Here is a 25,713-nt window from a genome sequence, read left to right on the forward strand (position 1 = left end):
GACCTCGGATTCGCCCTCGGCCACATCGCCGTCGGCGGAGACGCGGTCACCCGGGCGGACCAGGACGAGGTCGCCGACCTTGAGGCTGGCGGCGGGCACCTCCCGTGCCGTGCCGTCTTCGATGCGCAGCGCGGTCCTCGGCACCAGGGCGCCGAGCGCCTCGATCCCCGCGCGGGCGCGCCCGGCCGCGATGCCCTCCAGGAGTTCGCCGACAGTGAACAGGAACACCACCACGGCCGCCTCGGAGGTTGCTCCGATGGCGATGGCGCCGACAGTGGCGATCGACATCAGCATCTCGATGCTGAAGGGCGAACCGGCGCGCGCCGCGGCGATGGCCTTCCTGCCGAAAAAGACGAGCCCGATCAGGGCGGCGGGTACGTAGGCCCAGTGGTCCAGCGACGGGACGGCGAGCGAAGCGGCGAACCCGGCCACCATGAGGGCGCCGATCGCCGCGGCAAGCCGCGCCTTCTTCCCCTTCCACCAGGGCTGGCGTGGGCGAACGAGCGGTACGTCGGCGGCGACCGCGCCAGGCTCGCCCGCGACCACCCGCGGCGCCTCGACCGGGGCGACGCCGTAGCCGAGCTTGCGGATCCCCTCCTCGACGGACGAACGCGGGGTCGCCGCCTCGTCCAGCCGGAAGGCCAGGACCTGGCTGTGGTAGTTGACCCGGATGTCCTCGGCCCCGCCGAAGCGGCCAACGGCAGTTTCGATCTTCGAGGCGCAGGACGGGCAGTCCATGCCCTCCACGTGGTATCGCAGGGCCGCCCTGGACTTGGGGGCTAGTTGAGCCGTTCCGCCGTCAGCCATGGCTGTCATCCTGTTCCTGTTGGTTACGCCAGGGCCGCGACACCGTAGCCCAGACCGCGGATCTTCTCCTCGACGGCCGAGCGTGGCGTGGTCGCCTCATTCAGGCGGAACTCCAGGGTCTGCGTCTTGTAGTTGACCTGGATGTCCTCGGCGCCGCCGATCTGCTCGACCGCACCCTCGATCTTCAGGGCGCAGCCGGAGCAATCCATGCCCTCCACCCGGTAACGCAGGTCGACCGATGTTCCTGCTGCCGTGTCACCATTCGCCATCGCTTGCCTCCTTCGCAGGTGGGTCCCCGCTGGTTGCGGGGAACTGATGACGTCTTATATAGACCCTGTAGTCGCTACAGGGTCAAGGTGATGTCTTTGGAGAACTTGCTGAACATCGGCGCTCTCGCCAGGGCGACCGGGACGAAGGTGGAAACCATTCGCTGGTATGAGCGTGTGGGGCTGCTCCCGGCCCCGGCCCGCAGCGCCGGGAACTACCGGACCTACGGCGAGGCCCACCTTGGCCGCCTGAGCTTCATCCGGCGTGCGCGGGACCTCGGCTTCTCGCTGGATCAGATCCGCACACTGCTCGACTTGGCCGAGGACCGCGAGCGCTCCTGCGACGCGGTGGACGTCATCGCCAGCGAGCACCTGGAGGATGTGGACCGGAAGATTGCCGACCTCCAGGCACTGCGCCGCGAACTGGATTCCCTCATCGGACAGTGCCGCCACGGCAAGGTGGCGGAGTGCCGCATCATCGAAGCCCTCGGTCCCAGCACTGGCGCCTGACCGTTCACACGGCTCTTCCCAGCCGTGTCCACTCCGGGCCGTTTCAGCGGTTGCCCGCCGGAACGGCCATGATCTTAGGCGCGGATCAGGCTCACCGTGTCACCGTTCGGGTCCTCGGGCGCCGGGGCCGGAGGCTGGCCCTGGGCAGGACGCGGCGCCGAGCGGGCTTTGTTGCTGACATAGGCGAGCCCCGTGCGCCGATCCACGGCCACGGTGTTCGGGTGCGTGCCGGTCTGCAGGCTCGCCAGCACGGTCAGCGCGCGCGTGTCCACCAGGCTGACCGTGCCAGCCCCACGGTTGGTGACATAGGCCAGCGCACCGTCGGTCGAGAAGGTGACGGCCAGCGCGCCCGCACCTGTCTCCAGCACCTTGACCGGCTGGCCGGACGCGGCATCCAGCACGGCCAGTTGGCCGCTCTTCTGGTTGGTGCAGAACAGGCGCCCGCTGGCGGCGTGGAAGGCCAAGTTGATTGGCCCGTCCCCGCCGGAGGCGAAGCGGCGCACCCCGGCGCGGCGGGCAAGGCTCACTTCCACCACCTCGTTCGTCTGCAAGGCGGCCACGAAGACCCGGTCTCCCGCAGGGTCATGGGTAAGGCCCGAGATACCCCCTTCCAGCCCTTCCGTGATGACGCTGGCGAGGGTGTTGGCAGCCGTGTCCACCACCCACACGGCGCTCGGCTTCTCCCGGAAGCCGAAGTTGGAGACGAAGGCGCGGTTGCGCGCCTCGTCCACGACGACCTGCCGCGGATGGTTGTTCTCGCCCTCGCCGATCTCCGTCTTGACCTTGCCGGTGCGGAGGTCAATGGCGAGCACCCTGCCTTTGCGCGTGCCGGTGCCGAACAGCATGCCGGTGCTGTCGTTCACGCCGAGGCCGAAAGCTGTGTTCGCGCCGAGCTCGATGGTGGAGCGGACCTCCAGGGTACGCGGATCCAGGCCAAGGATCTTGGCGTCGTCGGCGCCGCGCGGGCCGGTGCTCGCCACATGCACAAGGCCTGTGGTGGTGCTGACAACCAGTTCGCAGAGGCCGGGCGCCAGCTTCACGCTCTTCTCCACCGCGGCGGCACGCGCCGGTGCAGTCCGCAGGGCAAAGCCAGCCGCGCCGAGCAGCGCGAGCGCGTGGCGGCGGCGAAGCGTGGGCATGGCGGGATAGGTGACGGAGTTCGTGTTTGTCATGGCGGGCCTTTCCCGGTGGACGGGTAGCTGAGATTAACTCTCGTTAACAATAACGCGCCGCACCAACAATCCTGTCAGCTACCTGAGCCCGGCCTTCTCGTGGGCTTGGTGTCAGTGGAAACGTCTTTATCCGTTCACGAGCAGAGGTTGTCCTCTCTTGCCTACTGTCCGCACGAGAGCTCCAGCGCCTATCCGACGGCGCCCGAGAGCTTAGCCAAGTCCGCCTTGGCCTGCTTCTCCGCCCGCTCCTTGCGCTCGCTGTAGCGGTCGGTCAGGTGGCTCGAAATGTCACGAGTCAGCAGGGTGAACTTCACCAGTTCCTCCATGACGTCGACGACGCGGTCATAGAGCGGCCCCGGCAGCATGCGTCCCGCCTCGTCGAACTGCTCATGCGCTTTGGGCACGGAGGATTGGTTGGGGATGGTGATCATCCGCATCCAGCGCCCGAGCAGGCGCAGGGTGTTGACGCTGTTGAAGCTCTGGCTGCCGCCGGAGACCTGCATCACCGCCAGCATGCGCCCCTGGGTCGGACGGACGCCGCGGCTCTCCAGCGGCAGCCAGTCGATCTGGTTCTTCAGGATGCCGGTGACGGCGCCGTGCCGCTCCGGGCTGCACCAAACCTGGCCCTCGGACCACAGGGACAACTCTCGGAGTTCCGCCACCTTGGGGTGGTCGGCGGGTACGCTGTCGACCACCGGCAGGTCGCGGGGGTCGAAGACCCGCGTCTCGGCGCCGAGGCGGCGGAGGATGCGCACGGCCTCCAGCGTCAGGAACCGGCTGTAGGACCGCTCCCGCAGCGAGCCGTAGAGCAGCAGGATGCGCGGTGGGTGCGTGCTGGCGCCGGGAATGCCGAGCCGGGTGAGATTCGGCATCTGCAGATGGTCGTCGGCAACGTTGGGCAGCGTGAGGTCGAGGTCGGATGGCATTAGGGTCTCCCCGTCGTCAGGAACGGACGGATGGCGCGCTTGGTCGTGTTGCTCACGGCGTACCCACCACGGGCAGCCAAAGCGCCAGGGCGGCCAGCACGGCCAGAAGCACCGGAGGCGTGATGACGAGGCCGACCTTCATGTATTGCCCCCAGGTGATGGTAGTGCCCTTGCGCGACAGCACATGCAGCCAGAGCAACGTCGCCAGGCTGCCGATGGGGGTGAATTTGGGCCCCAGGTCGCAGCCGATGACGTTGGCGTAGACCATCGCCTCGCGGATGGCGAGCGGGATGCCCCGCGCCTGCTCGATAGCCAGGGCGCCCACCAGCACGCTCGGCATGTTGTTCATCACGGAGGAGATCAGCGCGGCGCCGACGCCCGTGCCGATGGTGGCGGCCCAGAGGCCATGCCCGGCCAGCCATTCCAGTGCGCCAGCCAGATGGTCCGTCAGCCCGGCGTTCCGCAGGCCATAGACCACCAGGTACATGCCGAGCGAAAACACGACGATCTGCCAGGGAGCCTCGCCTAGTACCTTGCGGATGGAGACAAGGGCGCCCTGCCCTCCCCGGTGCCAGCGCCCGGCCAGCACCAGCAGGAGGAGCGCTGCGGCGCCGGTCACGGCCGCCACCGGCACGCCGAGCGGTGCCAGGACGAAATAGGCCAGCAGCAGCACCGCAAGCAGCGGAAAGGCCGCCCGGAAGACGAGGTGGTCGCGGATGGCGGCGCCGGGCCGCTCCAGTCGGTCCAACGCATAGCTCGCGGGCACCTGGCGGCCATAGTAGGCCCAGAGCACGCCGAGTGTTGCCACCAGCGCCACCAGGTTCACCGGCACCATCACCGCCGCATAGCGGTCGAAGCCGATGCCGAAATAGTTGGCCGAGACGATGTTGACGAGGTTGGAGATCACCAGCGGCAGGCTGGTGGTGTCGGCCACGAAGCCGCAGGCGACGATAAAGGCGAGCGTGGCGCCTGCGGAGAAGTTCAGCCGCAGCAGGATGGCCATGACGATGGGCGTCAGCAGCAGGGCGGCGCCGTCATTGGCGAAGAAGGCAGCGATGAGCGCGCCCAGCACCACGACAAGCGGAAACAGCCGCCGCCCGTTTCCGCCGCCCCAGCGCGCCACGTGCAGCGCGGCCCACTGGAAGAACCCGGCCTCGTCCAGCAGAAGCGAGATGATGATCAGCGCCACGAAGGTGAAGGTGGCGTCCCAGACGATGTCCCAGACCACAGGGACATCGGCCCAGCCGATGACGCCCGTCAGGAGCGCCAGCACGGCGCCGCCCATGGCGCTCCAGCCGATGCCGATACCGCGTGGCTGCCAGATGACCAGGACGAGAGTGAGGACGAAGATGGCCAGGGCCAGCATGAAGGGCGTGTTCTCTCGGGCGTCAGGGCGCGCCGGACCATCCGCTGTCAGCGATGGTCAGCGGCTTGGCTCGTCGGTCCCCGGAATGGGAGGGCGCGGGCGCCCGACTCAGATCAGGCGGTGGCCCGGTTCACCGACGACCTTCTCGCCGTCCTCCTTGGTGAAGGCGCCCTGCTGCGGGTTCGGCAGGATGTCGAGCACCGCCTCGGACGGCCTGCACAGCTTCGCGCCGAGCGGTGTCACCACGATGGGACGGTTGATGAGGATGGGGTGCGCCACCATGGCGTCGAGCAACTGGTCGTCCGTAAAGGACGGATCGCCAAGGCCAAGCTCTTCGTAGGGTGTGCCCTTCTGGCGCAGGACGTCGCGCACCGGGACGCCCATGCGCCGGATGAGGTCGGCCAGCACCTCCCGCGTCGGCGGCGTCTTCAGGTACTCGATAACCTTCGGCTCCTCGCCGCTGTTGCGGATGAGGGCCAGCGTATTGCGGGACGTCCCGCAAGCCGGGTTGTGGTAGATGGTGACGTCGCTCATGGGGTGGCCTTCTCGGGCGGGCAGCAGGGAAGCAGGTCGGCGACCAGGGGCTGGCACAGGTCGGCGCGTCCGCCGCAGCAGTCCTTGACGAGGAACAGCATCATCTCCCGCAGGCGCTCGGCATCGGCCCGGTAGACGATGGACCGGCTGTGGCGCTCGGAACGAAGCAGGCCAGCGCGCGTCAGCACCGCCAGGTGCGTGGACATCGTGTTTTGGGGAACCTCGAGCTGTCGGGCGACCTCGCCCGCAGGCAGGCCCTCGGGCTCATGGCGCACCAGCAACCGGAAGGTCTCCAGCCGGGTCGACTGTGACAGGGCGCCAAGGCACGCGAGGGCGTCTTCCGATTCCATATATCGAGTATCGCCGATATGTTGGCGCAGTCAAGCTCATGCGGAGTGCTTCGCCGCATGAAGCAGGTGTCTGCTTCCCAGGCGAGCCTACCCCGGAAGCGGCCTGTCCGTGCCCGGCCAGACCCGGCCATGACGGCTGTGCGCCCACAGCAGCCGGACCTTCAGTGCAAGCCACTTCCCAGAAACCGACATGGCTCACCCTGACCGGCACGAACGCCTTCGGGGCGGAGGGACGGCGCTCCAGGACGATGAGCGGGAAGTGCCGCCACTCAAGCATGTCGCCACGCCGGAGCCACCGAGCGCCACGCCCCAGGCCCAACGGAGCCATGGTGCTCGCGTGGTTCTCCTGGGGAGGCAGACGCAGTTCAAGCAAGGACCACAGGTACCCGCGTTCATACGGGTTTAAGGGGGATTACTTGCGCTTGGGGGCCTCACCTCTTGACGCTGAGGCTAACTGAACATACCTTCAGACTGCACTTGGAACGCTGGTTTGAGCCACTTGGTTCAATCCTAACGGGTGCCCCAGCCTGTGGAAGCAGGTATCTGCGGCACTATCGCGGATCAAATTGGGTATCTATTTACACGGAAGTGTTGCGGAGGGGTCAGGCCGACGGGTCTGGCCCCAAAGCTTTTTCGGGCTATCTGACGCCGTAGAGCTGTCCCGTCTGACGCGTCCTATGAGCAATGTACGCGAAGTTCTCCTCTCTCCCGCCCTTTATCGGGTCGCCGGTGAGGTAAGACGTTTCCACGCTAGCGATAGCGCAGCCGTTGGGCGGGCCAGGCATGAACTTCAGGAAAACGATCCAAGTGTGCGAAATGCCAGGCAGCTTTGTGTGGAGTACCCACTGATAGTTGTTGATGGGCGCCAAGCGCCCGCTCATGGCGCTTCTCAACGTTTCCTTCAGGTTCCGGCTGGCAAACCAGCGAACTGGACACAGGCGCCGCCTCTCTTCCGGCCGCTCGCTTTCAACCACAAGGTCTCCCAAGCCAAGCCTTGTCGAATCCTTGTCCGTGCAGCAGTGATAGCTGAACTTGAAGCAAATGGGCATCCGAACCTTCTCACTGCCCGCCGAACCTTCAGGGCCGGGTGAGCCGGGCGCCAAGATGGTGGTGTTCCATGGCTGGAGATGGGTCAGGTCGTAGACCCCTCCATCGTATCTCGGCTGGCTCTGCCAATAAGGCATAGGCTGCGACAAGGTGCGCTCCGTCGACGACGTTTCCCTAAACCCTCGGGCAAACGGCGCCTGACAGCAGGGACTCAGCCGTTATCAGCAAAGCCAGCGGCCTTGCACCTTGGTCGGAAGACGAACTTGGCCGCGGAAAATACACGACGGAATCGTCACTACAAGTTGATATCTGAGCCTCCTCCACTTTCAGGGGGGGTGCCTGAACAGAGCCTACCGCCAGGCTGGCTGCACCCAGATTGTCGAGGTTCAGGGATTGGGTGGGCAGGTCGCTTCCTGGATCAACCCCGCCTTAGCCCGGTCACCTGTAGCGCGATCTGTCCCCCTCACGGTGAAGGTTTGAGTGGCAGGCTGGACACCGTGCCGCTGTGGGCAGGCCCATGTCACGAACCGCGCTGCGCTCCCTCACCTGAAATATCTTGTCACACTTGGGCAATCTCGGGCTCGCACTCGGAGGCCATCTTGGCCGCATCGAGTTCACGCGGCAGGCCACCGACCTGCCCCTGCTTGCACAGACCGGGGAAGCTCACCGATGCGCCTTGCCACCTCCATCGCGGCCGCCATCCTGGCCGCCATCGCTGCGGCCCAGATTCAGCCTGCCTCTGCGGACTCGGCCTACCAGGCATTCGGCACCCGTGGCCGTGCCCAGGACGTCAGGCGGACGATCGACATCGTCATGCGGGACAACAGCTACCAGCCGCAGCGCATCCAGGTCCGGGCCGGGGAGACCGTCCGCTTCCGGGTGCGCAACGCTGGCGAGCTCCTGCACGAGTTCAACATCGGCACCGCCGTCATGCACCAGCAGCACCAGCGCGAGATGCGGGCCATGTTCGACAGCGGCATGATGTCGGCGACCAGCAAGGATGCCATGGCTGGCATGGACCACTCCAGGATGCCGGGCATGAACCATGGCGCCATGGGACACGGCGGCATGGATCACGGCGCGATGCGCCACGATGACCCGAACGCCGTTCTGGTCGACCCCGGCAAGACGGGGGAGATGGTCTTCAAGTTCACCAGGGCCACCAGCCTGGAGTTCGCCTGCAACATCCCGGGCCACTACGAGTCCGGAATGGTGGGCAACGTCACCTTCTCGCGCTGACCGGCAAGACCAGCCCGCAGTGGACGTGGCCAAGGGGACCGAACGATGACCAATGACAAGCTGAGCAGGCGGCGGGCCCTGGGCCTCGGGGTCGCCGCCCTGGCGTTCCCGGCCGCGCCCGGCGCCTTGGCGCAGCCCGCCGTCGGCCGGGCGATGCCGCGCGAGTTCAACCTGACCCTGTCGCACGTGACGGCCAACATCACCGGGCGCCGCCGCCCGGCAATGTCCATCAACGGGCAGATCCCGGGTCCCGTCCTGCGCTTCCGCGAGGGCGAGGAGGTGGTGATCAACGTCACCAACCGGCTGCGCGAGCACACCTCGATCCACTGGCACGGCCTGATCCTGCCGAGCGGCCAGGACGGCGTGCCGGGCATCAGCGACGGCTTCCAGGGCATCGACGCGGGCGGGACGCACCAGTACCGCTTCCCGCTCGTCCAGGCTGGCACCTACTGGTACCACAGCCATTCGGGCGTGCAGGAGCAGTCCGGCATCTACGGCTCCATCGTCATCGACCCCGCGACGCCGGAACCCTTCGGCTACGACCGCGACTACATCGTCCAGTTGTCGGACTGGACGGACGAGACGCCGAGCCACGTCATCGCCAACCTCAAGCGCGATCCCGGCTACTACAACTACAACAAGCGCACCCTGGCCAGCCTGGTCGGCGAGCTCCGCCGCGCGCCGGACGGCGCCGCGCGCTCGGCCATCGTCTCCGACCGCATCATGTGGGGCGACATGCGGATGGACCCGACCGACATCGAGGATGTCGGCGGCTACACCTATCTGGTCAACGGCCACACCCCGGCACAGAACTTCACCTCACTGTTCCGGCCGGGCGAGACGGTCCGCCTGCGCTTCATCAACAGCGGCGCCATGACGCATTTCGACGTGCGCATCCCCGGGCTCGAGATGACCGTGGTCCAGGCGCACGGCAACAACGTCCGCCCCGTCGCTGTGGACGAGTTCCGCATCGCCCCGGCCGAGACCTTCGACGTGCTGGTGCGTCCCCGCGACGGGCGCCAGTACCAGGTGCTGGCGGAATCCATGGGCCGCCAGGGCTTCGCGCAGTTCAGCCTGGCCACGCGGGAAGGCCTGCCCGCCCTGCCGCTGCCGCCGCACCGCCCGCGCCCTGTCCTGACCATGGCCGACATGGGCGTGAACTACGGGCCCAGCGGCCTCGACCGCGGCACGCCGCTGCCGGAGGTGGACGCGCCTGGCCATGTCGCGCCGATGGACATGGGTGGCATGGACCACTCCTCCATGCAGGTGCCCGCCGGGGGCTCCGCGGGCATGCAGCAAGGTTCCATGGGCGGCATGAACCATGGAAGCATGGCGGGGATGGAACACTCGAGCATGGCCGGGATGAACCATGCCGGGATGGCTGGCATGAACCATGGCGCCATGGGCGGCATGCCGGGCATGGACCACAGCAGCATGCCCGGCAGGAACCATGGTTCGACGGGCGCCGGTGCGACGGGCGGCATGGACCACGGTGCCATGGGCCATGGCGGCATGGCGATGCCGGACCCCCTGGTGAACGACGTCGGCGCCCTGCCGGGCGCCCGCGTGCTGTCCTACCGCGACCTGCGGGCCGCCAAGCCGCTCTACCCGGTGCGCGAGCCCACCCGCGTCATCGAGATCCGGCTGACCGGCAACATGGAACGGTACTTCTGGTCCATCAACGGCAACAGCTTCAGCCAGGCGCAGCCCATCCAACTCCATCTCGGCGAGCGGGCCCGCTTCCGCTTCGTCAACGAGACCATGATGAACCACCCGATGCACCTGCACGGCATGTGGATGATCCCGCAGGTCGGCAACGGGGCCGAGAACCCCTTGCTGCACACGGTCAACATCAAGCCCGGCTCGACGGTCGATGTCGACATCGAAGCGGATGCGCCCGGCGGCTGGGCCTTCCACTGCCACATGCTCTACCACATGGAGACCGGGATGATGCGCAAGGTGTCGGTCGTCGCGGCGCGGCAGTCGGTCTCGGCGCGGTGATGGCCATGAAGACCAAGAGCATCCAGACCGCCGCCGCCCTGGCCGTCCTGAGCTTGGCCGCCCTCCAGGCCGCACCGGCGTACGCGCAGGCGATGCAGCACAGCACGGAGCCCCCGTTCAGCCACGAGGTGTTCACCGGCGCCGTGCTGTTCGAGAAGCTGGAGTACGGCTGGGGGCTGGACGGCCCCAACATCGGCCGCTGGGACGGGCAGGCTTGGTATGGCGGCGACGTCAACCGGGTTTGGCTGAAGACCGAGGGCGAGATGGCGCGGAACGGCCGGGTCGAGAGTGCCGAGATCCAACTGCTCTACTCGCGCCTGGTCGGCTACTACTGGGACTTCCAGGCCGGTGTCCGCTACGACATACGTCCCCAGCCGGACCGCTTCTACGGCGTCATCGGCCTGCAAGGGCTGGCGCCCGGCATGTTCGAGGTCGACCTCCAGGGTTTTGTCAGCGAGCGCGGCGACCTGTCGGCACGCGCGGAGGTGTCCTACGACGCCTACATCACGCAGCGCCTGGTGCTCCAGCCCAACATCGAGGCCAATTTCGCGCTCCAGAAGGTGCCCGAACTTCACGTCGGCAGCGGCATCAACGACGTCGAGGCCGGGCTGCGCCTGCGCTACGAGGTCACCCGTGAGATCTCACCGTATATCGGCGTCGGCTACGAGCGGAAGCTCGGCGACACGGCTCGGTACGCGCGCAACGAAGGCGAGGATGTCGGCGGCTGGACCTTCATGACCGGCATCCGTCTGTTCTTCTGAGGCCAACCATGATGATCCGCACGACCCTCGCCGCGCTGCTGATGATGACCGGGACGGCCGCCGCCGCGGATCCCGCCGTGACAGTCCGGGAGCTGAACCGGGGACCCGCGGCAGGCGACACCTTCGCCTACGACCCCGCCCTGGTGCGGGTCCCGGTGGGCGGCTCCGTCCGCTTCGAGCCCACCGACAAGGGTCACAACGTCGCCGCCATTCAGTCGCTTTGGCCTGCGGGCGCGCCGCCGCTCACCGTGCCGTTCAACAGCGAGGCAACGGTGACCTTCGAGCGGCCCGGCGTTTACCCCGTGCAATGCACACCCCACACTGGGTTGGGCATGGTGGCCCTGATTGTGGTGGGAGACGCTGACATGACCGAGTTCGCAGCGAAAGCTGCATCGGCCCCTGGCCTGGCGCCGAGGGCGCGGGCGAAGCTGGGTGTCCTCGCCGGTGCCGCCGGTCAGTCCTGACAGCGAGCGGGAGGGCCGGGGCAGTACGCTCCCCCTCGAGGCCCACATCCTCGTCGTCGAGGATGACGGGGAGATGCGCACGCTCATCGCCAAGCTCCTGCGCCAGAACGGCTTCCGGGTGACGGGCGCGCGGAACGGCGCGGAGATGTGGGACACCATGTCGCTGTCCCCAGTGGACCTCGTGCTGCTGGACGTGATGCTGCCGGGTCAATCGGGACTCGACCTGTGCCGGATGCTCCGCGCCAAATCGGAGGTCCCGATCATCATGGTGACCGCCCGCGGCGAGGAAACCGACCGGGTCGTGGGCCTCGAGCTCGGCGCCGATGACTACCTCCCCAAGCCATTCAGCCGTCCGGAACTCCTGGCCCGCATCCGGGCCGTCCTGCGACGTGCCCAGGGCGGTCCAGCCCGCACGGGAATGGTCACCGGCGACCGCATGGTGTTCTCCGACTGGGTGCTGGATACGCGAAGGCGCGAACTGGCGGCGCCCGACGGCTCGGCGGTCGACCTGTCCAGCGGCGAGTACGACCTGCTGCTGGCCTTCTGTGAGCACCCGCAGCGCGTCCTGTCGCGGGACCAGTTGCTGGACCTCGCCCGCAACCGCATCTCGGACAGCATCGACCGTTCGGTGGACGTGATGGTCAGCCGCCTCCGCCGCAAGCTGGAACCGCTGCCGGACAGCCCCGCCATCATCAAGACGGTCCGGGGCGCCGGGTACATGTTCGTGCCAGCGGTGACGCGCCAATGAGGCGGCTGCTGCCCAGCACTTTGGCTGGCCGCATCATCCTGGTGCTGCTGGTCGGCCTGATGGCCTTCCATGTCGGCAGCTTGTGGCTGCACCAGACTGGCAGCGACATCCTCCTTGGCAGCACGCAGCAGAAGGTGACCAGCGAGCGGGTCGGCGCCGCCGCCCGCGCTGTCGGCATGGTGCCGCCGCATGCCCGCGGTGCCGTGGCGCAGGCCTTGTCTTCACCGGGGTTCCAGGTGCGCTGGCAGGCAGGCCCCGCCACAGGGGCCATTGGCATCCAGGACCTCCCCCATACGGGCCATCTGGAGGCTGAAGGCGCGGTCAGCCTGCCGGACGGCAGCCATCTCTGGTACCACGCCGACCCGCTGCAAGCGCAGCCGGAGCATGCGACGCTGCTCTCCACCACTGCCATGGCCCTGGGCATCCTGGTGTTGGGGCTGCTGGTGGTGCGCCTCATCGCGCGGCCGTTGCGGGAACTTTCAAATGCGGCCGACCGCATCGGCAGGCCCGGGCAGACGGTCACCGTGCCCGAGGAGGGACCTCGCGAGGTCCGGCAGGCGGCGCAGGCCTTCAACCGCATGCAGGCGCGCATCGACCGCCTCATTGCCGACCGGACACAGGCGCTCGCGGCCGTCAGTCATGACCTCCGGACCCCATTGGCACGGCTGCGCCTGCGCGCGGGCTTCCTGGACGACGCCGAGGCGCAACGGCAGATCGACGCCGACCTCGACGAGATGGATGCCATGATTGCCTCCACGCTGGCCTACCTGCGGGGCGACGAGGAGCAGGAGGAGGTCCGTTCCGCCGATATCGCGGCGATGCTCCAGACGCTTTGCGGCGACGCCGAGGACATGGGCAAGACGGCGAGCTACGAGGGGCCGTCCCAGGCGCGCCTGCCCTGCCGGGCTATCGCGCTCAAGCGCGCATTCGCCAACATCATCGACAACGCCGTCAAGTACGGCACCTCAGTCCGGGTGGCACTCACCGACCTGGGACGGGAACTCGTGGTCCACGTCGACGATGCGGGGCCCGGGGTACCCGAGGAGCAGTTGGAGAGCGTCTTCCAGCCGTTCTACCGGCTGGAGCAGTCCCGCAACCGTGGGACCGGCGGCTCGGGCCTCGGCTTGGCCATCGCCCGGCAGGCGGTCAGCCGCCATGGCGGGTCGGTGACCCTCGAGAACCTCGCGGGCGGAGGCCTGCGGGCCAGCATCCGCCTGCCCAGGCCAGCCTAGGAGCGCGAGCATGCACACTCTCACCACCCGTCGCGGACTGATGCTCGTCTCGATGTCGGCAGCCCTGCTGCCAGCGGCCTGCGGCGGCCCGCCCAAGGTGGAAGCCTGGCGGGACCGCACATGCGGCTGCTGTGGCGGCTGGGTCGAGCACCTGCGGGCCGAGGGCTTCGAGGTCGACGACAAGGTCGTGGATGCGGTCGGGCCATACCGGCAGGCGCTCGGCACACCCTCGGATCTGCTCTCCTGCCATGCCGGGAAGATTGGTCGTTACGCCATGGAAGGGCATGTCCCCGCCGCGGCAATTCGGCGCCTGCTCAAGGAAAGGCCCGAAGCCGTTGCTGGGCTTTCCGTGCCCGCCATGCCGATCGGTGTTCCGGGTATGGAAGTACCGGGAGAGCAGCCATCCACCTACGACGTCGTCGCCTTCACACGTGACGGCGCCTGGCGGCCCTGGATGCGCTTCCGAGGACTGGAGGTCGTATGAGCACACCTTCCGCCATCTCCACTGCAACATGCTGCCTCGAAGCATGCTGCCGTTCCACGTCATGCAAGGCGCGCCGGTCACCCCCTGTGAACGCCTGCTCGCCGTGCAACGTCGTCGCTCCAGCCCGCCGCGGCGGACCGGGGCGCCTGCCGAACCCCTGCCATCTCAAGGAGGACACATGGTCCAAATGACTTCAAAGGCGATCGGGAAGGTCGCATTGGCTGCAACGCTGCTGCTCGGCGTGGCCGCCTGCGCGCAGCCCGGCGGCCCGCCTGCGGCGACCCCGACTTCGTCTCAGATGTCCTTGCCTCCGACATCCACGACGCCGCCGGGCTCGTCCGCCGCCCAGGGCAGCATGGGCTCCATGCAGGGTCACAACATGGGGGGCATGAACATGCAGCAGATGATGCAGCACTGTCAGCAGATGCGGGCGCAGGCCCAGCAGGGCTCGCTGTCGCCGCAGATGCAGCAGATGATGCAGCACTGTCAGATGATGAACCACTGACGAGATGGAGGCGGGGCGTCCCCGGGGGTGCCCCGCCCCGCACGGAAGCCGGGGTGCAGTTCCGCTGACACCAATTGATAAGATGGCGTAAGCGGGCTGACACAGTGGCGGCCCATCCTCTCCAGGTGCCGGACGAGAAACGGCAAACCTGATTGAGGATCTCGCTATGACACCCCGCTTCCAATCCGCGCTTTTCGCCCTCTCCCTGTTTGCGGCGATCGGCACTTCCGCCGCGGTAGCGCACGCCAACGGGCCCATCGAGGTTGTTGGGCAGGGCGAGAACTTTGCCGTGGTCTACCCGCCCGGCCATGACGAGAACGTCGTGGGTGGCGGGCGTGTCGCCGTTGCCGGGGGCGGGGAAAACCTGAGGATTCGCTACCTCGATCCCGGCGCCGCGCACCCGGTCCCCGGCGTTCCGGTTCCGACTGGCGGAGAGTCGAGCGGCGTCGCCTACATCCAGCCCGACCACCACTACGGTGCGAAGACGGCCGAGGTGATGAGCAACCCGCACGTCCGGCATCACATGTAGCACCGGCCGACGCTGGCGCAGGACGGCATCACAGTCGCCGGAGCAGCCTGCTCCGGCTACGGTGTCCGGCGCAGCTCGTTGCCGGGAAGCTCAGGCGGGCACGGGCTGGTTGGCGTAGCCCGCTTCCTGGATGGCCGCGGCGAGCTCCGTCTGGGATACCGAGGAGATCACGGTCACCCGCCTGTTCTCCACGTCAGCGCTGAACTCGGCAGCGGTGTCCTTGGCCTTGATGGCGCCCTCTACCTTCTTGGCGCAGCCACTGCACTTCATGCCGGGAACGTCGAAGCGGTACATCGTGCTCTCCTCCTCAATGACCGTCCAACAGGTGGGGCTTTCCACTATGGGAAGGTCAAGGCCAGCAGGGTGTCCGATCGGCGCCCTTGACCTTCCCACAATGGGAAACCCCACCTCCTAGAGCACCGAACGTCGAGCACAGCAGTCTTGGAGGAGTCCCGCAGATGGGAGAGCATCACCACCATCACCATGGTCACGGCGCTCATACGCCAGCTAACGACGACCAGACTCTGGTGCGCGACCCGGTCTGCGGGATGACGGTTGACCCTGCCAAGACGCCGCACCACGCCCAACATCACGGCACTGCCTTCCACTTCTGCTCGGCAGGCTGCAAATCGAAGTTCGAGGCTGACCCGGACAGGTACCTGAAGCCGGAGAAGGCTGTCGCGCCGACGGCTGCGCAGAAGGCCGCCATCTACACCTGCCCCATGCACCCGGAGATCCGGCAGCAGGGCCCGGGCAACTGCCCCATCTGCGGCATGGCCCTGGAGCCGCTGGAGATTACTGCCGAGGCCGCGCCCAACGAGGAACTCGCCGACATGACGCGGCGGTTCTGGATCGGCCTGGTGCTGACCCTGCCCGTCCTCGTCCTGGAGATGGGCTCGCACATTCCTGGCCTCGACTTGCACCACCTGGTGCCGCCCAGGGTCTCCGTTTGGGTCCAGTTCCTGCTCGGGACGCCTGTCGTGCTCTGGGCGGGCTGGCCCTTCTTCGTGCGCGGCTGGCAGTCGTTCAGGAACCGCAGCCTGAACATGTTCAGCCTGATCGCCCTCGGGACCGGCGCCGCCTACCTCTACAGCCTGGTCGCGACCTTCGCGCCCGGCGTCTTCCCCGAGGGCTTCCGCGGCATGGACGGCACCGTCGCCGTCTACTTCGAGGCGGCCGCCGTTATCACGGTGCTCGTCCTGCTCGGCCAGGTGCTGGAGTTGCGCGCCCGCGAGCAGACTGGCGGCGCCATCCGCGCCCTGCTGAACATGGCGCCCAAGACGGCGCGGCGCCTCAAGGAAAACGGCGAGGACGAGGAGATCCCGCTGGCCGAGGTGAGCGTCGGTGACCGGCTGCGGGTGCGCCCGGGCGAGAGCGTGCCGGTGGACGGCGCGGTGCTGGAAGGGAGCGGCGCCGTGGACGAGTCCCTGGTCACCGGCGAATCCCTGCCGGTCGAGAAGGCGCCGGGGTCCAAGGTCATCGGTGGCACCGTGAACGGCACCGGCGCGCTGGTCATGCGTGCGGACAAGGTCGGCTCCGACACCATGCTCTCCCGCATCGTCGCCATGGTCGCCGAGGCGCAGCGCAGCCGGGCGCCCATCCAGCGCATGGCCGACACGGTCTCCGGTTACTTCGTCCCGGCGGTCATCGCCGTGGCGGCGCTGGCCTTCGTCGCCTGGGCATTCTGGGGCCCGAGTCCCGCGCTCTCCTACGGGCTGATCGCGGCCGTCTCGGTGCTCATCATCGCCTGCCCCTGTGCGCTCGGCCTGGCAACGCCCATGAGCATAATGGTCGGCGTCGGCAAGGGCGCGTCCGCGGGCGTGCTCATCAAGAGCGCCGAGGCGCTCGAGCACATGGAGAAGGTCGACACCCTGGTCGTGGACAAGACCGGCACGCTGACGGAGGGCAAGCCCAAGGTCGTGGCCGTGGTCCCGGCACCCGGCCTGACCGAGGCCGAGGTGCTGCCGCTGGCCGCCAGCCTGGAGCGGTCCAGCGAGCACCCGCTGGCGGCCGCGGTCGTGGCCGCCGCCAAGGAACGCGGCATGGCCTTCCGCGAGCCTGCCGACTTCGCGTCCGTCACGGGCAAGGGCGTGACCGGCACGGTGGGGGGGCGCCAAGTCGCGCTGGGCAACGCGCGGCTGATGCAGGAGCTTGGTGTCGACCTGGGTGGTCTCGCCACCCGGGCCGACGAGCTCCGGCGTGAGGGCGGCACGGCGCTCTTCCTGGCCGTGGACGGCAGGCCGGGCGGCGTCATCGCGGTGGCCGACCCTGTCAAGCAGAGCACGCCCGCCGCGCTGGAGAGCCTGCGCGCCAGCGGCATCCACATCGTCATGCTGACGGGCGACAACCGCACGACGGCGGAGGCGGTGGCCCGCAGGCTCGGCATCGAGGACTTCCAGGGCGACGTCCTGCCCGAGGACAAGCACCGCATCGTCCGGGAGCTCCGCGCCAAGGGGAAGGTCGTCGCCATGGCGGGCGACGGCGTGAACGACGCCCCGGCGCTGGCGGAGGCCGACGTCGGCATCGCCATGGGCACCGGGACGGACGTCGCCATGCAGAGCGCGGGCGTGACCCTGGTGAAGGGCGACCTCGCGGGCATCGCGCGGGCGCGGCTCCTGTCGCGCGCGGTGATGCGCAACATCCGGCAGAACCTGTTCTTCGCCTTCGTCTACAACGCGGCCGGGGTGCCCCTGGCGGCGGGCGTGCTGTACCCGGTCCTGGGCCTGCTGCTCAGCCCGATCGTGGCGGCCCTGGCCATGGCGCTGAGCTCTGTCTCGGTCATCGGCAACGCGCTGCGCCTGCGGGCCGTCCGCTTGCAGGATTAGGCCCGCCTGGTCCTGTGAAGGCATCGGCGTGCTCGCCCCCGGCCGCCAGGGCGAGCACGCCGGTGCTGCAAGGCGACAGCAATGACATCCGGCCTGCGATGCCCCGCAGCTCCAGGCGTCGTGGTCGCATTCGAAGCGAGGTTAAGCGAGGCAGCGCAGGTGCGGAAATCTCCGATGTGCCGCGTTCTTCGCAAGCCGAATAGGAAACCATCCGGCAGACGGACGCTTACTGGCGAAGGCTCGTAGGGCGGATGAACCGATGCGCTGGACGGAAAGCGCGATCCAGGCTGTGACTGCTTTGGTGCTCGCCATATGCGTGTCCATCCTTGCTGTGCCTGCGGTGGCACATAACGCCATGTCCCCGACGTCCCCCCCTGCGGCCCTCACCCAGGCGTCCGCGTACGCTGGTCACGCCACGCCCGCTCCCCACCATGCCCGGATGTCTGGTCCGGCTGCGAAGGCAAGGACGGCAGGCAAGAAGTGCTGCCCGAACTGCGACGGCGATGCCGTCCGGCCAGGCTGCTGCGTCATCGGGCACTGCGGGAGCGGCGCTGCCCTCCTGCCGCCGGTCAGCCCGCAGGTCACGCTCCTGGTCAGCGGCAGCGATTTCTTTGCCATGCCGCCACCTTCGATCGCGGGCATCTTCTCCGACCTTCCTTCTCCACCACCCCGATAAGGCGTCCTGAGCGTCTCCGCAGAGCCCCAGGGCCTGCGGAAGGCGGAGCATGGCCGAGCCCTCCGTCCAACGGGCGCCCGCACCCACGCTCGTCACCTCAATTGGGCAGCCGACCTGCCGAGCAGGCTGGCGAACCCCGCCTCACGGACATCCTAACGGAGAAGAAAGATGCATCAGATGACCCCCGCCATGCAGGCTTGCATCGAGGAATGCCTGCGCTGCCACTCCACCTGCCTGGGCACGGCCATGAACCACTGCCTGGAAGCGGGCGGCAAGCACGTGGAGCCGCATCACTTCAGGCTGATGATGGCCTGCGCCACCATCTGCCAGACCTCTGCCGACATGATGCTGATCGGCACGCCCCACCATAAGCACACCTGTGCCGAGTGCGCCGAGATCTGCGAGGAGTGCGCCAAAAGCTGCGAGGCCGTGGGTGGCATGGAGGACTGCGTCGCGCAGTGCCGCAAGTGCGCCGCGTCCTGCCGCGAGATGAGCGCCTGACGCCGGGACAAGGACCGGACAGCGGGTCCGGTCCTTGTCACCTCCACCGGAAGCAAACGCTTCCCGTGCAGATCAAAACGTTCTGACGGAGCGTCGGCATGAGCCAGAATCAACATCTCAGCAGCCTGCTCACGAACCTCACGGACCGGCTGGCTGACACCCTGCACGGCACGCTGGGCGGGCTTCACTTCGATTTCGAGGCCGGTGGCCACGTCCACAACGTCACCTTCGGCGATGAGAGCGCCGACACCTTGGGCGGCACCGACGGCGCCGAGTTCACCTGGGGCCTCGAAGGCGACGACCGCATTGGCGGGGGCGGCATGGACGATGTCCTCCACGGCGGTGCGGGCGCCGACGTGGTCTCCGGCAACATGGGCGACGACGAGGTCGAAGGTGGCGAGGGCAATGACACCCTCTACGGCGGCCCTGGCGCCGACACGCTGCGCGGCGGCCCCGGGAACGACCACCTGGACGAGGGTGAGGGGCACAGCACCGTCGACGGCGGCATGGGCGACGACACCCTGGTTGGCGGAGGCGGCCCGGACGCCTTCATGATCGGCCGGATGAGCGGCCACGACGTCATCAAGGACTTCACCGCCGGTCCCGGCATGTTCGACCACCTGGCGGTCATGGACGGCCTCCAGTGGACAGACCTTGCCTTTGCGGACACCGCAGATGGGGTCCAGGTCAGTTGGGACGGGGGTTCAGTCCTGCTGGAAGGCGTCTTCAAGGCGGACCTGGCGCAGGACGACTTCATGTTCGGCGACGCGGCCGACCTGCCTCCCGGCCTGCGGGTGCCTGACGGCCCAGCCGACGAGGCACCGACGCCCAGCGTTGCGGGCCCCGAGGTATCCGGTGAGCCACAGGCCGGTGCCATCTTCGACCTTCTGGCCGACCACGTCTTCGATAACCGCACCTTGAGTTTCGACATCGAGGGGAACGCCGTCCTCCGCGGCACCGCTGGTGCCGATACCCTGACGGGGTCTTCGGAATCGGACACCATCTTCGGACTGGCGGGAGACGACACCATCTCAGGCCTGGCCGGGGACGACCATCTCCAGGGTGGCGACGACCGTGACACCATGGCGGGCGGCGACGGCATGGACCGCCTGACGGGGGAGGCTGGCGACGACAGGCTCTTCGGCGGGGCGGAGTCCGACGAGCTCATGGGCGGCGACGGGAACGACTACCTCGACGAGGGCGCCGCGCACGGGATGCTGAACGGCGGCATGGGCGACGACACCCTGGTCGGCGGCACCGGCGCCGACGCCTTCATGGTGTCGATGGACAGCGGCCACGACGTGGTCCTGGACTTCGAGGCGACCGGCGAGGCCCAAGGCGCCTTCGACCACATCGCCTTCATGGACGGCATCCAGCCTGCGGATGTCGTCATTCAGGACACAGCCGGGGGCGCCCTGGTCGGCTGGGGCATGGGCGAGGACGACACCTTCGCGGGGTCCATCCTCCTCGAGGGCATCGCCAAGGACGACCTGCGGCAGAGCGACTTCATGTTCGCCGAGGCGCCGGGCTTCGTGGAGGGCATTGGCGACTTCGGCTCCTGGTACGTCTTCCCGGAGAGCGGCGGCCCGATCGCCTGAGTTCAAGCGGGGGCTGTCTAGCCAGGCTCACCGCCTCCAATGCGACCGGTGCCTGCGGGCACCGGTCGCGCTCCTGCCAATCGAGACCTGTCGCTGAAGCCGGGCCATCCCGGCCAGCGGCCAGAAAGGGCTTCGCCATGAGCTACGCACGTTTCGGTTTGATGATCCTGGTGTCGACCGTGGTCATGTTCGGCCTGATGTACCTGAACACCTATGCCCTGGAGCACGTCTTCTACAGCCAGACCCGGACCTGGATGGCCCTCGTGATGGGGGCGACCATGGCCGTCATCATGCTGCTGTTTATGCTCGGCATGTACCGGAACCGGACCGCCAACATGGCCATCCTCGGCGCCAGCGTCCTGGTGTTCGCAGGGTCGCTGTGGCTGGTCAGGAGCCAGCAGACGGTGGGCGACGTGGCCTACATGAAGGCGATGATCCCGCACCACTCCATCGCCATCATGACCAGCGAGAGGGCGCGGATCCGGGACCCGCACGTCCGGCAACTGGCCGACAGCATCATCGCGGCCCAGGTGCGGGAGATCGGCGAGATGAAGCAGTTGATTGCCGAACTGGAGGCCAACCCTCCGGCACCCTCTGCGCCGGTGCTGCAGCCCGCGCGCTGATGGTGTTTGTGCGGCGCCCGCGGACTTACTGGGGGCGCATGCCATCGGCAGGGCATCCATCGCGAGACCTTCAGCAGGGAGGGTCCGCTTTGCCCTGCCTCACCTTCCGAAGCGGATAGGCGGCTATCGACCAGAGGCTGCCAAACACCCGAACGCAACACCGGAGTCCCTGCCCTCCGAAACCTGGCGAAACCGCCGCGGCAACGAAGGAGCACGGGCGCCATCCTACCCGTTTAGGATTCCCGCTAGGGATAGAAACGCGACCGCGTCCCCGGCCCGCAGCATCCCGACGTCTCGACCTACCCTGACCTAGCCATCGGCCGCTACCAGCGGCATGAGTCGCGCCGACCCTGGCTTGCTGATGTGCTCGACCACGAGGTCCGGCCCGACCATCGCGGGGGCGAACTCTTCCCTCCCCGGCTTCCGGTCCCAGCCGGACGCCAGGCGCGCTGGCAAGGATTTCAGGCCGCCGTCCACAGCCCCGGTAAGCCGAGCTACCAGCGGGCGCCCGAACAGGATGCCGCTAACCAGCGCGGCCACCAGGTTGCCGGGCAGGAACAGGCAGCGCGCCGTGCCGATGCCGCCGAACACCAGTGGCTTGCCCGGCTTCAGCGCCACGGCGCACCAGGAGCCGTGGCCACCGGCGTCATGCAGGGCGCCCAGCAAGTGGTCGGCCTCGCTGCCGAACACGCCGCCCGAGGCGACGATGGCGTCGCACCCGGACGCCCGCTCCAGGGCGGCCGCGATGTCGGATCGCCGGTCAGGCAGCAGGCCCAGGCCAAGGATTTCGACGCCCATGCCCCGCAGCAAGGCGGCCAGCATGGGGCGGTTGCTGTCGTGGATGGCGCCCGGCGCGTGCGGCATGCCCGGCTCGAGCAGCTTGTCACCGGCGGAGGGCACGGCGACCCGCGGCCTGCGCCGGACCGCGACGTCGCCCACCCCAACCGCAGCCAGCAACGCGAGGTGGCGCGGGTCGAGCCGGGTGCCCGCCTCCAGCACCGCCTCGCCCGCTTGGAAATCCTCACCCCGGCGGCGGATGTTGGCATCCTGCAGGAGCGTCGGCGACGCGACACCGGAGTGCGGGTCCACCCGGCAGCCCTCCTGCATCGCGACCGCCCAGACGCCCTCGGGGACGGCGGCGCCGGTCAGCAGGCGCACCGCCTCACCGGCGCCCACACGCGGCAGGCCACCCGCGCCCGCCGGAAGGTAGCCGACGACCTGGAAGGGGCCGGGCCCCGGCCCGCCGACGCCATAGCCGTCCACGGCGGCGCGGTCGAACGGCGGCATGTCCGATGTCGCCAGTACAGGATTCGCCAGCACCCGCCGGGCCGCCGCCGACAATGAAACGAGCTCGACGCCCCGCACCGGATGGACGTCGGCGAGAAGCCGTGCGCGCGCGATCTCGACGTCCACAAGGCCCGCTTGCAGGTCGCAATCGGAGCATGCGGGGCGGGGCGCGAGGCTGGTGGTCACGACCCCGCATTCTCCTTGAGATAGGCCAGCAAAGCGTTCAGGCGTGCCTCGTCCTTCATGCCAACATAGGACATGCTGCCTCCGGGCACGACCTGCTTGGGGGCCTGCAAGTAGGCGTGCAGCGTCGCCTCGTCCCAGGTCAGTCCTTCCGCCGCCCTTGTGCGCATGGCGTTCGAGTAGCGGAAGCTCTCGACGGCTGCCGCGCGGCGGCCCAGCACTCCGGCGAGGCCGGGGCCGACGCGGTTGCGGCTGTCCACGCCGTGGCAGGCGCCGCACTGGCTGCGGAACAGTTGCTCGCCCGACGGGACGGTCTGGGCGAGAGCCGGGAAGGCGAGGAGCGGCACGCAGAGCAGGGCCGAGGCAAGGACTCGCATGGGGTCTCCAATGGCAGGGGGAGCGTGACGACGCAGCCGGGCGGCCGCGTCGCAGGGTGCCCGATCTCAAGTCTGGGCCCGGTACTCCTGGGTCTTCCAAGACAGGTGGCGGACGGCTTCGGGGGCGTCGCTGAGCTTCCGGATGTTCGCCCAGGTCTGCTTGTAGTTTGGTATGACCAACTCGTTGGTCGCCTTGCTGACCACGTTGCCCTGCACGCCCGTCGGGTAGCCGAACAGCATGAAGGTCTGGTTGCGGCCGAGGCCCCCCTCCGGCCATGCGACCGCCTGGGTGGCGCCGTTGCCGTTGAAGACCTCGACGAGGTCGCCCGGCTTTAGCGCCAGCTCGCCCATGTCATCCGGGTTCATGCCGATGTAGGGGTACGGGAAGCGGTCGCGAACAAAGTCGTTGTGCTGGTCGAGGTAGGCCGACTGCCAGACGTGGTTCGCGCGGCCGTTGTTCACCAGGAAGCGTTGCGAGTCCTTCTCTGCCTGCTTGCCCTGGGCCTGCAGCCCCCGCCATGGGGTGGCGGCGAATACCGCCTTGCCGTCCGGGCGGTTGAACTTGCCGTCGGCGTAGAGGCGCTTGGTCCCAAGGATTCGCTCGCTGCCGCCGGTGGTCGCCGCCGGTGTGCCGGTCGCACCGGCGCCCGGCGCCGCCTGCTGGACGGGTTCGCGGCCGCGGGCGCCCTCTATGCCGGGCCCCTGCACCACCATGCCGGGCGAGGCGCCGGTGGTCGTGCCACCAGCCACCGCGCCGGTGGTCTCCAGCCCGACTGCGGGCTCTTGGAACCCGTTGGTGCCCATGGCGCGAAGCCGGGCGTAGGTGACGAACTCGCCGCCCTTCTCGTGCTGGTGGTAGCCATCCATGAACGCGTCCTCCTCCGTCTTCCAGTCGTAACCCCGGAAGCGGTCGGCCACGGCGGCGTTCCCGGCCGTGCGGAAGGAGCGCTCCAGGGCCTGCGCCAGGCGCGCGACGATGAGGCAGTCCGGCATCGCGTTGCCCGGCGGGTCCATGTAGCGCTCGGTCAGGCGCATGCGGCGCTCGCCGTTCATGGAGGTCAGGTTCATCTCCCCCGAGGTCGCCGCCGGGAGGACCACGTGCGCGCAGGAGCCGATCTGGGTCGGCACGATGTCCACGTCCACGCTGAACAGGCCGCCCGCGCGGATGGCCTTCATGATGGCCTCCACCTGGGCGGCGCGGTCACCGGCGGGGACGGAGTCCATCGCCTCCTTCACCATGTTGGTCCGGCGCTGGTAGGCGCGCTTGAACTCGGAGGCGTTCAGGGTCGTCTTGAAGTGGTCGCAGCCCCAGACGTGGTGGATGCCGCCCTTGCCGCCGATGAGGAGCTCGTCGACGTTCTGGGCGGGCTTGCCGACATGGGCGTCGGAGGGGCGGGCATAGCCTTCCTGGTGACCGCCGAGGCGGACGCAGCCGCCGCCGGGGCGACCGATGTTGCCCGTCGCCAGGGCGATGTTCACCAGAGACTGGTTGGTGCGGTAGTTGTCGTTGCCCCAGATGATGCCCTTCTCGTATGCGAGCATCGTGCGGCGCCGGGCGCCACCCTGCTTGGGCTCCGCGATCCAGGCCGCCGCCTTGCGGATGTCCTCCGCCGACACACCGGTGAGCCGGGCCGCCTCCTCCACCGTGGTGCGGTTGGCGCCGATCGCGGCGTCGTAGTTGCTGGTGCTGGTGGCGATGAACGCCTTATCGGCCCAGCCCTTGGTCGCGATCTCGGTGAACAGCGCGTTGAACAGCACGAGGTCGGTGCCGCTGTTGATGCGCAGGTGGAGCACGTTCTCCTTTCCCGCCTCGGCCTCGCAGGCCGCGATGGTCACCGTCCGGCGGGGGTCCACCACGATGATGCGGGCGGCGGCGTGCGGCTCGTTCGGCAGCTGGCTCTGCTTCTTGTCCAGCGTCGAGCCGCGCAGGTTCGGCACCCAGTGGTTCAGGAAGTAGTTGGTCTGGGTCTCGAGGGAATTGGCGCCCGCGATGAACAGGGTGTCCGCGAGCTCGGCGTCCTCGTAGCAGTTGTTCAGCTCACCCACGCCCATGTCGCGGGAGCCGTGCACCTCGGAGTTGTAGGCCGGACGGTTGTGGATCCGGATGTTCTTCACCTTCATGCTCTGGAAGTAGAGCTTTCCGGTCGCCCAGGTGTTCTCGTAGCCGCCGCCCGCTCCGCCGTGGTCGTAGGCGGAGACCAGCAGGCCGTCCTCGCCCTGCTCCTCGATGACCCGGCGCGTGACCTCGGCGACCAGCGCGACGCTGTCGTCCCAGGAGGCGGGCGACATGGTGCCGTAGCGCCAGACCAGCGGGTCGGTCAGGCGCGCCTGCTGCGTCCCGGTGACGGTGGAGTAGGACATCTCGGCCATGCGGGCGCCGCGGATGGAACCGAGGCCGGAGTTCACCACGCAGTCGTGGTCGGGCTTGATGACGATGTGGACGTCCTGCCCGTTGTGCCGGACGACGTTGTACATGGACGGCGCCGCCCAGGCGGCGCTGTCGGCGCCGAGCTGGCCCCGCATGTCCTCGCCGTAGGCGTTGTCGTCCGGCGCCGGGCCGCCCTGGCGGTTCACGGGCCAGGAGTAGGCTTTGTAGCCGCAGCCCACGATGCAGTAGTGGCAGACGACGTTGTTGACCTTGGCGTCCCGCGGCGGGATCGGCAGGCGGTCGATGTTGCGCTTGTAAGCCATGTTCCCGCCCT

The 25,713-nt window shown here is 68.3% G+C and carries 26 protein-coding genes; 14 read left to right on the forward strand and 12 right to left on the reverse strand.

Features of this window, described 5'->3' with window-relative positions:
- Both D9598_RS19045 and D9598_RS19050 read right to left on the reverse strand, forming a co-directional pair.
- A partial coding sequence (locus tag D9598_RS19045) for a cation transporter (protein WP_232477447.1) occupies positions 1-807 on the reverse strand: 807 nt, incomplete at its 3' end.
- Between the two features lie 23 nt (positions 808-830).
- Entirely contained in the window at positions 831-1,076 is a 246-nt protein-coding gene (locus D9598_RS19050) for a heavy-metal-associated domain-containing protein (protein WP_007002454.1), read from the reverse strand.
- Between the two features lie 90 nt (positions 1,077-1,166).
- On the opposite strand from D9598_RS19050, the gene D9598_RS19055 reads away from it, so the two are divergent.
- Positions 1,167-1,583, forward strand: a complete 417-nt coding sequence (locus D9598_RS19055) for a helix-turn-helix domain-containing protein (RefSeq protein WP_007002455.1) — start codon at positions 1,167-1,169, stop codon at positions 1,581-1,583.
- Between the two features lie 74 nt (positions 1,584-1,657).
- On the opposite strand, the gene D9598_RS19060 is transcribed toward D9598_RS19055, so the two are convergent.
- The 5 genes from D9598_RS19060 to D9598_RS19080 form a co-directional block, all read right to left on the reverse strand.
- Positions 1,658-2,755 (reverse strand): YncE family protein, encoded by a 1,098-nt coding sequence (locus D9598_RS19060; protein WP_007002456.1) that lies wholly within the window; start codon positions 2,753-2,755, stop codon positions 1,658-1,660.
- Between the two features lie 188 nt (positions 2,756-2,943).
- Positions 2,944-3,681 (reverse strand): arsenical resistance protein ArsH, encoded by a 738-nt coding sequence (arsH, locus tag D9598_RS19065; RefSeq protein ID WP_099095909.1) that lies wholly within the window; start codon positions 3,679-3,681, stop codon positions 2,944-2,946.
- Positions 3,682-3,733: 52 nt separating this feature from the next.
- Complete coding sequence (locus tag D9598_RS19070; protein WP_099095908.1) at positions 3,734-5,047, reverse strand: arsenic transporter; 1,314 nt, start codon at positions 5,045-5,047, stop codon at positions 3,734-3,736.
- A 108-nt stretch (positions 5,048-5,155) separates the two neighbouring features.
- A complete protein-coding gene (gene arsC, locus D9598_RS19075; protein WP_109517869.1) occupies positions 5,156-5,581 on the reverse strand; it encodes an arsenate reductase (glutaredoxin) in 426 nt (141 codons plus the stop codon).
- Complete coding sequence (locus tag D9598_RS19080; protein WP_099095906.1) at positions 5,578-5,931, reverse strand: helix-turn-helix transcriptional regulator; 354 nt, start codon at positions 5,929-5,931, stop codon at positions 5,578-5,580. The genes arsC and D9598_RS19080 overlap by 4 nt, the downstream gene beginning before the upstream one ends.
- A gap of 1,716 nt (positions 5,932-7,647) precedes the next feature.
- Between D9598_RS19080 and D9598_RS19085 the strand changes: the two genes are divergently transcribed.
- From D9598_RS19085 to D9598_RS19125, 9 genes are all read left to right on the forward strand, one after another.
- Positions 7,648-8,217, forward strand: coding sequence for a cupredoxin domain-containing protein (locus D9598_RS19085; RefSeq protein WP_099095904.1), 570 nt, complete (start codon positions 7,648-7,650; stop codon positions 8,215-8,217).
- Positions 8,218-8,262: 45 nt separating this feature from the next.
- On the forward strand, positions 8,263-10,218 hold the full coding sequence (locus D9598_RS19090) for a copper resistance system multicopper oxidase (RefSeq protein ID WP_099095903.1): 1,956 nt from the start codon (positions 8,263-8,265) through the stop codon (positions 10,216-10,218).
- A gap of 5 nt (positions 10,219-10,223) precedes the next feature.
- Positions 10,224-10,979, forward strand: coding sequence for a copper resistance protein B (locus tag D9598_RS19095; protein ID WP_099095959.1), 756 nt, complete (start codon positions 10,224-10,226; stop codon positions 10,977-10,979).
- Positions 10,980-10,987: 8 nt separating this feature from the next.
- On the forward strand, positions 10,988-11,443 hold the full coding sequence (locus tag D9598_RS19100) for a plastocyanin/azurin family copper-binding protein (protein WP_099095902.1): 456 nt from the start codon (positions 10,988-10,990) through the stop codon (positions 11,441-11,443).
- Positions 11,424-12,191 carry a response regulator gene (locus tag D9598_RS19105; protein WP_099095901.1) on the forward strand — a complete coding sequence of 256 codons (768 nt, stop codon included), beginning with the start codon at positions 11,424-11,426 and terminating at the stop codon, positions 12,189-12,191. Before D9598_RS19100 ends, D9598_RS19105 begins: the two co-directional genes overlap by 20 nt.
- On the forward strand, positions 12,188-13,423 hold the full coding sequence (locus tag D9598_RS19110) for an ATP-binding protein (RefSeq protein WP_099095900.1): 1,236 nt from the start codon (positions 12,188-12,190) through the stop codon (positions 13,421-13,423). Before D9598_RS19105 ends, D9598_RS19110 begins: the two co-directional genes overlap by 4 nt.
- A gap of 10 nt (positions 13,424-13,433) precedes the next feature.
- Complete coding sequence (locus D9598_RS19115) at positions 13,434-13,907, forward strand: DUF411 domain-containing protein (RefSeq protein ID WP_099095899.1); 474 nt, start codon at positions 13,434-13,436, stop codon at positions 13,905-13,907.
- Between the two features lie 178 nt (positions 13,908-14,085).
- Complete coding sequence (locus D9598_RS19120) at positions 14,086-14,412, forward strand: hypothetical protein (RefSeq protein ID WP_099095898.1); 327 nt, start codon at positions 14,086-14,088, stop codon at positions 14,410-14,412.
- Between the two features lie 166 nt (positions 14,413-14,578).
- Positions 14,579-14,941, forward strand: a complete 363-nt coding sequence (locus D9598_RS19125; protein WP_099095897.1) for a hypothetical protein — start codon at positions 14,579-14,581, stop codon at positions 14,939-14,941.
- Positions 14,942-15,031: 90 nt separating this feature from the next.
- On the opposite strand, the gene D9598_RS19130 is transcribed toward D9598_RS19125, so the two are convergent.
- Positions 15,032-15,235 (reverse strand): heavy-metal-associated domain-containing protein, encoded by a 204-nt coding sequence (locus D9598_RS19130; RefSeq protein WP_099095896.1) that lies wholly within the window; start codon positions 15,233-15,235, stop codon positions 15,032-15,034.
- Between the two features lie 164 nt (positions 15,236-15,399).
- On the opposite strand from D9598_RS19130, the gene D9598_RS19135 reads away from it, so the two are divergent.
- A complete protein-coding gene (locus D9598_RS19135) occupies positions 15,400-17,766 on the forward strand; it encodes a heavy metal translocating P-type ATPase (protein ID WP_099095895.1) in 2,367 nt (788 codons plus the stop codon).
- A 408-nt stretch (positions 17,767-18,174) separates the two neighbouring features.
- Here the strand turns inward: D9598_RS19135 and D9598_RS21245 are convergent, their stop codons facing one another.
- Positions 18,175-18,408 (reverse strand): hypothetical protein, encoded by a 234-nt coding sequence (locus D9598_RS21245; protein ID WP_099095894.1) that lies wholly within the window; start codon positions 18,406-18,408, stop codon positions 18,175-18,177.
- Positions 18,409-18,610: 202 nt separating this feature from the next.
- Here D9598_RS21245 and D9598_RS19140 point away from each other — a divergent pair, with 202 nt between their 5' ends.
- The 3 genes from D9598_RS19140 to D9598_RS19150 all read left to right on the forward strand — a co-directional run bounded on the left by D9598_RS19140 (position 18,611) and on the right by D9598_RS19150 (position 21,164).
- Positions 18,611-18,943, forward strand: coding sequence for a four-helix bundle copper-binding protein (locus tag D9598_RS19140; RefSeq protein WP_099095893.1), 333 nt, complete (start codon positions 18,611-18,613; stop codon positions 18,941-18,943).
- Positions 18,944-19,041: 98 nt separating this feature from the next.
- A complete protein-coding gene (locus D9598_RS19145) occupies positions 19,042-20,541 on the forward strand; it encodes a calcium-binding protein (RefSeq protein ID WP_232477450.1) in 1,500 nt (499 codons plus the stop codon).
- 137 nt (positions 20,542-20,678) lie between these two features.
- The gene (locus tag D9598_RS19150) at positions 20,679-21,164 is read left to right on the forward strand and encodes a DUF305 domain-containing protein (RefSeq protein ID WP_099095892.1); all 486 of its coding nucleotides are present in this window, start codon (positions 20,679-20,681) and stop codon (positions 21,162-21,164) included.
- Between the two features lie 309 nt (positions 21,165-21,473).
- Here D9598_RS19150 and D9598_RS19155 read toward each other — a convergent pair whose 3' ends face one another.
- The 3 genes from D9598_RS19155 to D9598_RS19165 all read right to left on the reverse strand — a co-directional run bounded on the left by D9598_RS19155 (position 21,474) and on the right by D9598_RS19165 (position 25,702).
- Entirely contained in the window at positions 21,474-22,637 is a 1,164-nt protein-coding gene (locus tag D9598_RS19155) for a molybdopterin molybdotransferase MoeA (protein WP_198368129.1), read from the reverse strand.
- Positions 22,634-23,011 (reverse strand): cytochrome c family protein, encoded by a 378-nt coding sequence (locus D9598_RS19160; protein ID WP_099095887.1) that lies wholly within the window; start codon positions 23,009-23,011, stop codon positions 22,634-22,636. Before D9598_RS19160 ends, D9598_RS19155 begins: the two co-directional genes overlap by 4 nt.
- Positions 23,012-23,077: 66 nt before the next feature.
- On the reverse strand, positions 23,078-25,702 hold the full coding sequence (locus tag D9598_RS19165; protein ID WP_099095886.1) for an arsenate reductase (azurin) large subunit: 2,625 nt from the start codon (positions 25,700-25,702) through the stop codon (positions 23,078-23,080).
- Positions 25,703-25,713: the final 11 nt, after the last annotated feature.

The organism is Roseomonas sp. KE0001 (genome assembly GCF_016107285.1).
Taxonomy (GTDB): Bacteria; Pseudomonadota; Alphaproteobacteria; order Acetobacterales; family Acetobacteraceae; genus Pseudoroseomonas.

Excerpts from the sequence above, each read along its gene's own strand:
- D9598_RS19050 (WP_007002454.1), bottom strand. The coding sequence starts at position 1,076 with ATGGCGAATGGTGACACGGCAGCAGGAACATCGGTCGACCTGCGTTAC.
- D9598_RS19055 (WP_007002455.1), top strand. The coding sequence starts at position 1,167 with ATGTCTTTGGAGAACTTGCTGAACATCGGCGCTCTCGCCAGGGCGACC.
- D9598_RS19060 (WP_007002456.1), bottom strand. The coding sequence starts at position 2,755 with ATGACAAACACGAACTCCGTCACCTATCCCGCCATGCCCACGCTTCGC.
- arsH (WP_099095909.1), bottom strand. The coding sequence starts at position 3,681 with ATGCCATCCGACCTCGACCTCACGCTGCCCAACGTTGCCGACGACCAT.
- D9598_RS19070 (WP_099095908.1), bottom strand. The coding sequence starts at position 5,047 with ATGCTGGCCCTGGCCATCTTCGTCCTCACTCTCGTCCTGGTCATCTGG.
- arsC (WP_109517869.1), bottom strand. The coding sequence starts at position 5,581 with ATGAGCGACGTCACCATCTACCACAACCCGGCTTGCGGGACGTCCCGC.
- D9598_RS19080 (WP_099095906.1), bottom strand. The coding sequence starts at position 5,931 with ATGGAATCGGAAGACGCCCTCGCGTGCCTTGGCGCCCTGTCACAGTCG.
- D9598_RS19085 (WP_099095904.1), top strand. The coding sequence starts at position 7,648 with ATGCGCCTTGCCACCTCCATCGCGGCCGCCATCCTGGCCGCCATCGCT.
- D9598_RS19090 (WP_099095903.1), top strand. The coding sequence starts at position 8,263 with ATGACCAATGACAAGCTGAGCAGGCGGCGGGCCCTGGGCCTCGGGGTC.
- D9598_RS19095 (WP_099095959.1), top strand. The coding sequence starts at position 10,224 with ATGAAGACCAAGAGCATCCAGACCGCCGCCGCCCTGGCCGTCCTGAGC.
- D9598_RS19100 (WP_099095902.1), top strand. The coding sequence starts at position 10,988 with ATGATGATCCGCACGACCCTCGCCGCGCTGCTGATGATGACCGGGACG.
- D9598_RS19110 (WP_099095900.1), top strand. The coding sequence starts at position 12,188 with ATGAGGCGGCTGCTGCCCAGCACTTTGGCTGGCCGCATCATCCTGGTG.
- D9598_RS19115 (WP_099095899.1), top strand. The coding sequence starts at position 13,434 with ATGCACACTCTCACCACCCGTCGCGGACTGATGCTCGTCTCGATGTCG.
- D9598_RS19120 (WP_099095898.1), top strand. The coding sequence starts at position 14,086 with ATGGTCCAAATGACTTCAAAGGCGATCGGGAAGGTCGCATTGGCTGCA.
- D9598_RS19125 (WP_099095897.1), top strand. The coding sequence starts at position 14,579 with ATGACACCCCGCTTCCAATCCGCGCTTTTCGCCCTCTCCCTGTTTGCG.
- D9598_RS19130 (WP_099095896.1), bottom strand. The coding sequence starts at position 15,235 with ATGTACCGCTTCGACGTTCCCGGCATGAAGTGCAGTGGCTGCGCCAAG.
- D9598_RS19135 (WP_099095895.1), top strand. The coding sequence starts at position 15,400 with ATGGGAGAGCATCACCACCATCACCATGGTCACGGCGCTCATACGCCA.
- D9598_RS21245 (WP_099095894.1), bottom strand. The coding sequence starts at position 18,408 with ATGCCCGCGATCGAAGGTGGCGGCATGGCAAAGAAATCGCTGCCGCTG.
- D9598_RS19140 (WP_099095893.1), top strand. The coding sequence starts at position 18,611 with ATGCATCAGATGACCCCCGCCATGCAGGCTTGCATCGAGGAATGCCTG.
- D9598_RS19145 (WP_232477450.1), top strand. The coding sequence starts at position 19,042 with ATGAGCCAGAATCAACATCTCAGCAGCCTGCTCACGAACCTCACGGAC.
- D9598_RS19150 (WP_099095892.1), top strand. The coding sequence starts at position 20,679 with ATGAGCTACGCACGTTTCGGTTTGATGATCCTGGTGTCGACCGTGGTC.
- D9598_RS19160 (WP_099095887.1), bottom strand. The coding sequence starts at position 23,011 with ATGCGAGTCCTTGCCTCGGCCCTGCTCTGCGTGCCGCTCCTCGCCTTC.
- D9598_RS19165 (WP_099095886.1), bottom strand. The coding sequence starts at position 25,702 with ATGGCTTACAAGCGCAACATCGACCGCCTGCCGATCCCGCCGCGGGAC.